This window comes from Sinomonas humi (genome assembly GCF_000802235.1).
GTDB classification, from domain to species: domain Bacteria; phylum Actinomycetota; class Actinomycetes; order Actinomycetales; family Micrococcaceae; genus Sinomonas; species Sinomonas humi.
In genome coordinates this window covers 1-10011 of sequence record NZ_JTDL01000050.1, presented here as the reverse complement: position 1 = coordinate 10011, position 10011 = coordinate 1, and the positions used below count along the sequence as shown (strand labels likewise).

The window sequence follows — 10011 nt, the reverse complement described above, 5'->3', positions numbered from 1 at the left end:
CAGGGAGGGACGGACTCGAGGCCACCGGTACCCGGGGTCACGGAGTGGGGCGACAGCCCGAGCAAGTACATCTTCCAGTGGTACGCCTATGCGAAGCTGACCGGCGACCAGAGCCTCCTGCAGTCTTCCTGGCCGGCGATCAAGGACGAGGTCGCCTTCCTCAAGGGAATGATCCCCGCAGGCACGAGCCTGCCGGTCGATTCAGGGAGCTTCGCCAACATCTACGAAGGAGTCCAGAGCGGGCCTGGCCTGTACAACTCGGAGCTGTACCTCCTGGCTCTGGAGTCAGCGATTGCAGCAGGGAACCAGCTCGGACTCGACGCCGCCTACGTGGCGGGCCTGCAAAGCGACCTCTCGGCCGCCAAGGCAGCATTCGAGCTGACGTTCTGGACCCCGGTGCCCGGGTACTACCACTTCTCCACTGCCGGAACGTTCAGCACGGACATGTTCGTCGACACCTTCTTCGCTGAACACCTCGCCGAGGACGTGGGGCTGCCCAGCGTAGTGGACCCGGCTCACCACACTGCCGAGCTCGCACTCCTCCCCCAGCTCTGGCGCTACAACTCCGACGGGGAGATGACCGGAGCCGCCCTGCTCGGCGTGCCGGACGTGCCAGCGGTGTCCACGGGCGGGGCCGGGGGCATCTTCACCGGCTCGGACTACCTCGCCGCAGCCGACCTCTACGAGACCGGCACGCGAACGGCCAATCCTCAGCTCCAACAGAATGGCGTGGAACTCGGCAGCGCCGTCGCCTACCAGTCATGGCTGCGCGCGGACAACGGTTTCGCCTTCGACCCACCCGACACATGGGGCGAGACCGACACCCACCTGTACAACTACCCGGCCTACTCCCAGCTCATGGGCGTCTGGGACCTGATGAACGCCATCAAGCCCATCGCCTGAAAACCCGCCCGGGGCCTCCATCCGGAGGCCCCGGGCACCCGCCACTAACCAGAAAGACCAGATGAAACGCGACTACCGAAACCCAGAGCTTTCCGCCGAAGCGCGCGCGGGGATCCTGCTCGGCGAGATGACCATCGAAGAGAAGTGCAGCCAATTGGTGGGCGTGTTTCCCTGGGTTCTCGTCGGCACTGACGGATCCGACGCGACGGGCTGCGCGGACGTCCTGCGGGACCCTCCGGGCCACGTCGCAGGGCTGACCCTCGATGATCCTCAGCGGCTCGCCCTCCTTGTGGGCTCCCTTCAGCGCCAATTCGTTGAACGAACCCGCCTCGGCATCCCCGCGCTCATCCATGCCGAGGCGCTCAACGGCTTCGTCGCCGGCGGCCACACCGTCTTTCCCACTGGCACCGGTCTCGCGGCCACATGGAGCCCCCAACTTGTAGAGCAGATGTCGGGACTCATCCGGGAGCAGATGCGCCGGACCGGCATCCGGCAGGCCCTCGCTCCCGTCCTCGACGTGGCCCTCGATCCGCGGTGGGGCCGGGTCCACGAAACCTACGGCGAGGACCCCTACCTCACCGCATCCCTTGGAGTCGCCTATGTGCGCGGCCTTCAGGGGCCCGACCTGCGCGACGGCGTCATCGCAACCACCAAGCACTTCCTCGGCTACGGGCTCGCAGAAGGCGGAATCAACCTCTCCGGCGCCGAGACGGGCGCCCGGCGCCTCCGGGACGTCTTCGCATACCCCTTCGAAGCTGCCATCCAGATGGCCGGACTCCGATCCGTCATGAACTCCTACGGGGACGTCGACAGCGTCCCCGTCGGCGCCAACCGAGAAATCCTCCACGACCTCCTTCGGGGCACGCTCGGGTTTGAGGGGTTCGTCTCCTCGGACTACGCGACCACAGAGCATCTCGTCGCCAGGCAGCATGTAGCTTCGGGCCCAGAGCAGGCTGCAAGGTTGGCCATCGCAGCAGGACTCGACGTGGAGCTGCCGACGGCGTATGCCTACGGGGCCGTCCTGGCGAACGAGGTCCGGCGCGGCACCGTCGATCCGGCCGACCTCGATGCCTCTGTCGAGCGCGTCCTGCGGGCCAAGTTCGAACTGGGCCTCTTCGAGAACCCCTACCCCCAGGAGCGCATCAGCCTGACGGCCACCTCGGAAGAAGGCCGCGACCTGTCCCTCGAACTCGCACGCCGGTCGGTCGTGCTCGCAAAGAACGAGGGCATCCTGCCGCTGTCCCAGGGGAAGGCGAAGGTCGCCGTCATCGGACCCCACGCCGATGTCGTCACGTACCAGTTCCCGACCTACACCTACCCGGCCTGGCGCGAGATGATCATCAGGATGTCGCGGGGCGAGCTCGGCAACGCCATCGGCGTCGAAACGGCCGCCTCGGCCTGGAACGATGAGCTCTTCCCCGGCGTCGACGCCGAGGACTTCCTCCGGCAGCAGTACGCCGCAACCTCCCTCGCCCAGGAGCTGGGCCAATTCGCCCAGTCCGTCGTCACGCACCCGGGATCAAGCCTGACCACCCCGCTCAGCTCCGAGGCCATGGAGGCGGCAGTCCATGCCGCCCAAGAAGCCGACGTCGTCGTGCTCGCCCTGGGAGGAGCGAGCCTCTGGTTCAACAGCGAAAGGACCGAAGGCGAAGCGAGCGACTCGGCCGACATCTCCCTCCCACCGGCACAGCAGGCCCTAGCCGAGGCCGTGGCCGCCACCGGCAAGCCGCTCGTCGCCGTCGTCGTCCAAGGCCGCGCCTACGCCCTGCCCGAAGCAGTGAAGAACGCCCAAGCGCTAGTCCTCGCACCCTACGGAGGCCCCTTCGGCATGAGGGCGGTCGCGGAGGTGATCTTCGGCCAGACCAACCCAAGCGGCAAACTGCCCTACAGCGTGCCGCGCCACACCGGCCAGATTCCGATCTACCACCACCAGAGGTCTGGCACCGGCCGGCGCAACCCCTACCCTCCCGCCGTCCCGCAGCACTACCTCGACATGCCGGCGACCCCCCTTTACACCTTCGGCCATGGCCTGAGCTACACCAGCTTCGCGCTCTCCGATCTCCGCCACGACTCGCGCGTGGAGACCGACGGCGCGATGAGCATAGGACTGACGGTCACGAACACAGGAGACAGGGACGGCGCGACGGTAGTGCAGCTCTACATGCAGCTCGAGTCCTCCGGCGTCACCCGACCCGCCCAGCAGCTCGCGGGCTACGCACGGGTGGAACTCGCCGCCGGTGAATCCCGCGAGCTCTCCTTCCTCGTGACGGCAGCGCAGCTCGGCTGCACGAATGCGGCCCGTGACTTCGCCGTGGAGCCCGGGCACGGAAGGTTCTTCATCGGCCTCGACTCGGACGACCGGCAGCTCGAAGGAAGCTTCGAGCTCGCAGGACCGACGCGCGTCCTGACGAGCGCCGAGCGGGAATTCCTCTCGGAGGCTGCGGTTACGAGGACGGACGACGCCGAACCCTCAGTCCACGCCTTCTAGGCAGCACCTACGCGCAGTGTCGCAAAAAATCGGAGCCTCCCCGGCCCTCTTCCCGAGGGCTGGGAAGGCTCCCACTGCAGCAGGGCCTACCTGCTCTGAATTGCTGCTCCCGGAGCCGACGTCGTCCCCCGCACGATGAGACGGGGCGTCAGGACGTCGTTGTGGGGCTCGGACCGTCCAGCGATCCGCTCGAGCAGCAGCTTCGCGGCAATCGCTCCCATCTCGTGGCCAGACTGGTCGACACTCGTCAAGGAGATCGGGGTGAACGACCCCATGGGCGAGTTGTCGTATCCGGCGACCGAAACGTCCTCCGGAATCCGGACGCCTTCCTCCCAGAGGTAGCTCAGGATTCCGAATGCTGCGACATCTGCGCCCGCATGGACTGCAGTCGGCCTAGGACTTGCTTCCAGGATCCGCCTGGCCGCATCCCGTCCTCCCTCAAGGCTCCATACACCGGGGACGAACAGCAGGTCGTCGCTGAGTCCGTGTCTCCCCATCGCCTCCTCGAACCCCCGTGCACGGGCCGATTCGGGCAGGTTCAGCCGGTCTGCCGGATGCTCGTTCGTCAGGAACGCGATCCGCCGGTGACCGAGGGAAACCAGATGGTCGACTATGAGAGCCGAACCCAGTTCGTCGTCACCCGAAACGGTGTCGTAGTGCTCCGAGGGGCCGTGGGGACCGATGACGACCATGGGCACCTGCTCGCCGATCCGCTCAAGGTGCTCCTCACGCCCGCGGGGTGCGATCAGGATCAGGCCGTCCATCTGATGGTCAATCAGGGAGTCGATGACGGAGTTCTGCGACTCTTCCCCGGCGGTGGCCGGCGCGATCTGCAGCTCGTAGCCCTGACTGCCGAAGACCTCGACCATGCCTTGGATCAGCAGGCTGAAGAACGGGTTCTCAATGTCCGAGAGCATGACCCCCACGGTGAACATCGGCCCTCTCATGCCCCTGGCGAGACGGTGCGGCCTGTAGGAGAGGGCTTCGACGGATGCGTTCACCCGCTCCTTCATCGCGGAACTGACGCCGGGAGCGCCCCGGAGCACCTTCGAGACCGAAGCGATGGAGACTCCGGCGTGGTGGGCAACATCGATGATGGTCGCCCGCCTCCCAGAGCGGTCCCCCTCGCCAGCGGCTACACCTAGCATCCTGACCTCCATTCCCCTACGGCAGGCTAAATCCGCCTCCTATGTAACGTTATCCAACTGTAGCTCCTCACGGAGGCGGCCCAGCCACCCAGTGGACAACCCTGAGGCTGGACCACCGCTCATAGCGCACTGCGCGTCTCTTCCCGGGGAACTGGCTCACGGGCGAGGACAGGCGTTGCTCGGCCCCTCAGGATCAGCCCGAGGGCCAGCGTCGCTGTGGCGGACGTCGCGATGAGTACAAGCCCGACCGCCAGGGGAGATCCACCGTCGAGACTCGAGAGCGGCGAGATGAGCGACGCCAGCGAGAAATTGCCGGACCCGAGCAGCGCAGCTGCCGTTCCTGCCCGGAGGCGGTGCCTTTGAAGGGCAATGACCTGGACCACGGGCATGCTTGCCCCGGCCGAGAAGAGGAATATGAACATCCCGACAGTGAAGCAGGGCAGGCCCCAGCCGAACACGTCCGCCACGACGCCTCCGAGGCCTCCGCCGACGCCTAACGGAAGGGCCCACCCGAGCACGGGGAACAGGGGCCTTCTCCTGAGGACCAATGCTGAGATCTGCGAACCGAGGGCGAATGCGGACGCATTGACCGCGAAGACGATCCCATAGGCGCCCGCGTCGAGGCCGTAGGTGTGTTCGAAGACGAAAGGGGATGCCGAGAGGTAGGCGAAGACGCCAGCACACACCATTGCTCCCACCAGGAGCGCACCGTTGAAGGAGCGGTCGCGAAGGACGCTCTGGTAGCGTCCCAGCATAGATCGCACGGGTGCCCGAGACTCCTGGCGAGGAGGCCGGAGGGTCTCCGGCACGGCCACGGCGCATACGCACATCATGACTGCGCCATACACGGCCAGAGCCTCGAAGATCCCCCGCCAGTCCGCCATCCGCAGGAGCAATGAACCGACGAATGGGGCGAGCACGGGCGCCAGGCCGCTGAGCAGAGCCAGTCTGGCAAGAACCCCGACCAGACGCGGGCCGTTGAAGGCATCACGGGCGATCGCCGAAGCCACCACTGCCGCCCCCGCAGCGCCGAATCCCTGAAGGACCCTCAGCGCGAGCATCCAGTCCACACTGCCGACTGAGGCGAGCGCGATGCTGGCGGCCACATGCAATCCTGTCGCCGCCAGCATCGGCTTCCGCCTCCCGAACGAATCGCTCACGGCTCCGACGACAAGCTGGCCTGCAGCCACCCCCAGAAGAGCAGCCGAGACCGAGGCCTGGATCTCGCCTGCCGTTGCCCCGAGATCCTCAGACATGCGGGGGAAGGCTGGGAGGTACAGATCGGTTGTCAGAGGGCCCAGCACGACGAGGAATGCGAGGGCCGCTACTGCCATCGGATTCAGAATCGATGCTGGACCGCCAGGTTCAGAGGCGCGATTCATCTAGCGTTCGAGCAGCAGGAAGTTCCGAGGCTCGGTGCCCTCGGGGTCCCAGATGGAACCGGAAGGCGTAGTGTCCGGGACCGCATTCGAAGGGGGTGCTGCCCTCGATGTCGAAGACGGCGGTGGTTCCGGGCGGGACCTCGGCCTCCACCAGCATTGTTCCCTCTTGGAGTGCCCAGTCGACGGACGCGAGGCCGTGGGGAGTCAGGTGCGAGGCTCCAGCGTCGCGGATGCTTCCCCGGGGGCGCGGTGCGATTCGGATCCGCCGGTATCCCGGCGCGTCCGGTGACAGTCCGGCCACCGTGGAGTGCAGCCAGGACGCGACGGCTCCGAGTGCGTAGTGGTTGAACGAGGTCATCTCGCCCGGGTTGATCCGCCCGTCCGGGAGCATGCTGTCCCATCGCTCCCAGATCGAGGTCGCCCCCATGGCCACCGCATAGAGCCATGAAGGGCACTCTGTTTGGAGCAGCAGTGCGTAGGCGTCGTCGATCGCCTGAGCCTGTGTGAGCGCCTGAAGGATAAGAGGGGTGCCCACGAATCCGGTCGCGATGTGGTGGCCCGATTCCCTCACCAGCTCCACAAGTCGTCGCGATACGGCTGCCCTCTGCACGTCGGTGGCGGCCAGATCGAGGCACAGCACGATGGCGTGGGCGGTCTCGGAGTCGCTCCTGACCCGTCCGTCCTCGGCGAGATAGGACGCGCGGAAGGCTTCCGCCACTTCTCCTGCCAGGGCCCTGTACTTCTCTGCGTCCTGCCTGTGTCCGAGGAGTTCGGCCGCGCGTGAGAGCAGACGGGCGGAGTGCGCGAAGTAGGCTGTCGCGACCAGGGCGGGATCTGTGCGGCCTCGTGCGGGGTCGTCGGGTGGCGCGGAAGGGTCGAGCCAGTCGCCGAATTGGAAGCCCGTGTCCCAGACCCGCGAGGGCCAGACCAGTTGCGTCACGCCGTCAACCCAGCGCTTCATCAGCCCATAGTTCTCGGCGAGGATCTGCTCGTCCCCTGTTGCCTCGTAGAGGGCGAAGGGGACAAGTGTGGCCGCATCCCCCCACACCGCGGCGTGGACATGTCCGAACTGCGGGTTGAGTGCCGCGGCGCCAGGCGGAAACGGCACCTTGGGCACGAAGATGGGGATTGCGCCGTCGTCGTCCTGCTCGAGAGCCACATCGCGCAGCCAGCCCCGCAGCATTTCTGTGCAGTCGTAGAGGAAGGCAGCTGTGGGTGCGAAGATCGCGATGTCTCCGGTCCATCCCAGCCGCTCGTCGCGTTGCGGGCAGTCTGTGGGGATCGAGACGAAGTTCCCGCGCATGCTGGCCACGACGTTCTCGTGCAGCTTCCTGACCTGCTCGTGGGATGTCCTGAACCAGCCTGTCCGCTCCATATCCGTATGGACGAAGACGGCGTCGATGTCCTCGGTCCGCGGTTCGCCCTGGGGCCACCCCTCGACTTGGAGGTAGCGGAATCCGTGGTACGTGAAGGAAGGCTCCCACGACTCCTGACCACCGCCACGGAGGATGTAACGATCGGTCGAGGCTGCGCTGCGGAGGGGACGCACACCGAGTTCGCCGTCCTCGAGCACTTCCGCATACCTCAGGGTGACTTGGCTTCCCGCCGGACCTTGGACGCGGAGGCGCGCCCAGCCGACGAGGTTCTGCCCGAAGTCGACTACGACCTTGCCGCTGGGGGTCTTGAAGATGCTGCGTGCCCCGATCGTCTCGGTGCGGCGGACGGGCGGACCGGTACGCGCCTCAAGTCGGGCGAGCTCGTAATCCTGATGCCCGACCGGCCTCCAGCCGAAGTCCTCGGACAGCTCAGCTTCGAGGCGGGCGTCGTGCGTCTCGCCGTCGTAGAGGTCGGCAGCCAGCGTCGGGCCGGGCCGCCATCTCCAGGACGAATCAGTGACAATCGAGGTTGTTGTGCCGTCCGGGGCAGCCATCTCGAGCTGCGCGATGACTGATGGGTTCGTTCCGTACACTGCGCGCTGGCCGAAGAAGCCGAGCCTGCCGGAGTACCACCCGTCCCCGACCTCTGCCTCGAGGACGTTCCTGCCGGCCTTCATCAAGGCGGTGACGTCATAGGTGTCGTAGACGAGGCGGTGCTCGTAGCTCTGCCACCCGGGGCTGAGGACATCCTCGGTGACGGTCTGGCCGTTCAGCCGCAGGCGGCCGATTCCGAGGAAGGTGACGTAGAGGCGCGCCGAGCGCGGAAGCACGTTCAGATCGAAGACGCGTCGGAACACCGGAACCGATTTGCATGGCTCGTCAGAACCAATGAAGCGCGCGCGCCAGTCCTCCGGAGTGAGGAGCCCTGCCTCGACGACGGCGGGCGCACCCCAGTCCGTGGTCCGTCCGCCTTCCAGGACGGCCCGCACCTGGACGATGCGACTTTCGCGGGAAGCGAGTTCGGGACCGAACCATGGCACGAGGTGGTGATCTTCCGCAGCAGCCTGCGTCCGCCACTCCCGCCCGTCCGCGGCCCGGGACCTGAGCTGGAAGCCCGCGATGCCGGCAGCATGATCTGGAGCGACCTGCCACGAGATCCGGGGCGCACGCGAGCCGGCGCCGAGATGGCCGTGCTCGAATCGCACAGGTCCGGGCGCCCACGAGTAAGGAGCTGTCATCCCTTCAGAGCCCCCTCGGTCAGACCGGCGAGAACTTGGCGCTGGGCGATGAGGTAGGCGATCACGAGAGGAAGGCTTGTCATGACGACGTGGGCGAACACGAGGTTCCAGTTCAGTCCGTGCTCCCCGGAGCTGGCGAAGGAGTAGAGCGTGAGCGGCAGGGTCGAGTTGTCGCTCGTGCGCAGCAGCAGGAGCCCGAAGAAGAAGTCGTTCCAGACGGTGATCACCAGCAGGACGGCGCCGACGAAGAGGATCGGGCGCAGCAGGGGCAGCATCACCGAGAAGTAGGTCCGCATCCGCGAAGCCCCGTCAATCGCCGCGGCCTCCTCGAGATCGGTCGGCAGCCCGCGGATGAAGCCGGTGGTCAGGAAGATGATGCCGCCCATCCGGGTCCCGATGTTCATCAGGGCGTAGCCGGCGATCGACCCATCCAGGTGGAGGGTTGTCAGGACGTAGATCGTAGGGATGATGGCGGGCGGCAGCAGGATCGACAGCGCGGTCATGTAGAAGAAGAACTGCGTCGCCCGTGAAGTGCTCCGGGCATAGCCCCAAGCTGCCAGCGAGCCGAGCAGGAGGACCACCGCGATCGTGGGGATCGCGACGAGCAGGCTGTTCTTCAGGCCGGTCAGGTAGTTGCCGGTGACGAAGACGGCCGAATAGTTCTGGACGAGGGCCCACTGCTTCGGCAGCGCAAGCGAGAGCTGCGATGCCTCCCCCACCGGTTTGAAGGAGTTCACGATCAGGAGCCACAGCGGCACCCCTACCCAGGGCACTGCGAAGGCGGTGACGATCACGTACTTGAGGACGCCCAGTGCGCGGCGCCGAGCTGGCGCGGCGGTCCGGGGGGCGACTGTGGTATGCCGTGTGGCGACTGCGGTGCTCATGCGACTTCCCTCCGTCGCAGCCACGACACCAGTGGCACGGTGATTGCGATGACGATGACGGTCACGGTCAGGCTGAGCGAGCTTGCCGTGCCGTAGAAGCTGGAGCCGAACTGCTGCTGCAGTGCGACATTCAAGGTGGTGGTCGAGTTCCCCGGTCCGCCGCTGGTCGTCGAAGCGATCACGTCGTAGGCGCTGAGCGCGCCGATCAGGGTGGTGGCGATATTGAAGGTGAACGCTGGTGCCAGCAGTGGGAAGCTGACCTTCCAGAAGCGCTTCCACGGCCCCGCGCCGTCGAGCTCGGCGGCTTCGAGCAGGCTGTCCGGGATGCTGTTGAGCCCCGCGATGTAGACCAGCGTGGCGATGCCGGACCACTTCCAGCCGTCGATGAAGGCCACTGTCACGAGGGCGCTGACCGGGTGGCCGAGCCAGGCGTAGTTGAATCCGGGGATGACGAGCCCGATCACCTGGTTCATCGGGCCGGAGGGATCGACGATGGCCCGCCAGATGAAGCCCGCGGCGAGCGGCGAGATCAGCACCGGGAGGAAGAAGATCGACCTGAAGAGCGAGTTGACCGCAGTCGTCTTGCGCAGGG

Annotated in this window: 7 protein-coding genes; 2 read left to right on the top strand and 5 right to left on the bottom strand. The window is 66.5% G+C overall.

Going from position 1 to position 10011, the window contains the following annotated elements; translation table 11 throughout:
* On the top strand, positions 1–903 hold a 903-nt coding region (locus tag LK10_RS04220), incomplete at its 5' end, for a GH116 family glycosyl hydrolase (protein ID WP_043120409.1).
* Between the two features lie 61 nt (positions 904–964).
* The gene (locus tag LK10_RS04215) at positions 965–3391 is read left to right on the top strand and encodes a glycoside hydrolase family 3 N-terminal domain-containing protein (RefSeq protein WP_052206939.1); all 2427 of its coding nucleotides are present in this window, start codon (positions 965–967) and stop codon (positions 3389–3391) included.
* An 86-nt stretch (positions 3392–3477) separates the two neighbouring features.
* Here LK10_RS04215 and LK10_RS04210 read toward each other — a convergent pair whose 3' ends face one another.
* The 5 genes from LK10_RS04210 to LK10_RS04190 all read right to left on the bottom strand — a co-directional run.
* Positions 3478–4539: a LacI family DNA-binding transcriptional regulator gene (locus LK10_RS04210; RefSeq protein WP_052206941.1), complete on the bottom strand. Its 1062-nt coding sequence runs from the start codon at positions 4537–4539 to the stop codon at positions 3478–3480.
* A 119-nt stretch (positions 4540–4658) separates the two neighbouring features.
* Positions 4659–5873: a multidrug effflux MFS transporter gene (locus tag LK10_RS04205; RefSeq protein WP_052206938.1), complete on the bottom strand. Its 1215-nt coding sequence runs from the start codon at positions 5871–5873 to the stop codon at positions 4659–4661.
* A gap of 31 nt (positions 5874–5904) precedes the next feature.
* Positions 5905–8535 (bottom strand): alpha-L-rhamnosidase, encoded by a 2631-nt coding sequence (locus LK10_RS04200; RefSeq protein WP_081998263.1) that lies wholly within the window; start codon positions 8533–8535, stop codon positions 5905–5907.
* On the bottom strand, positions 8532–9419 hold the full coding sequence (locus tag LK10_RS04195; RefSeq protein ID WP_081998262.1) for a carbohydrate ABC transporter permease: 888 nt from the start codon (positions 9417–9419) through the stop codon (positions 8532–8534). The genes LK10_RS04200 and LK10_RS04195 overlap by 4 nt, the downstream gene beginning before the upstream one ends.
* A partial coding sequence (locus LK10_RS04190; RefSeq protein WP_043120408.1) for a carbohydrate ABC transporter permease occupies positions 9416–10011 on the bottom strand: 596 nt, incomplete at its 5' end. The genes LK10_RS04190 and LK10_RS04195, both read right to left, overlap by 4 nt.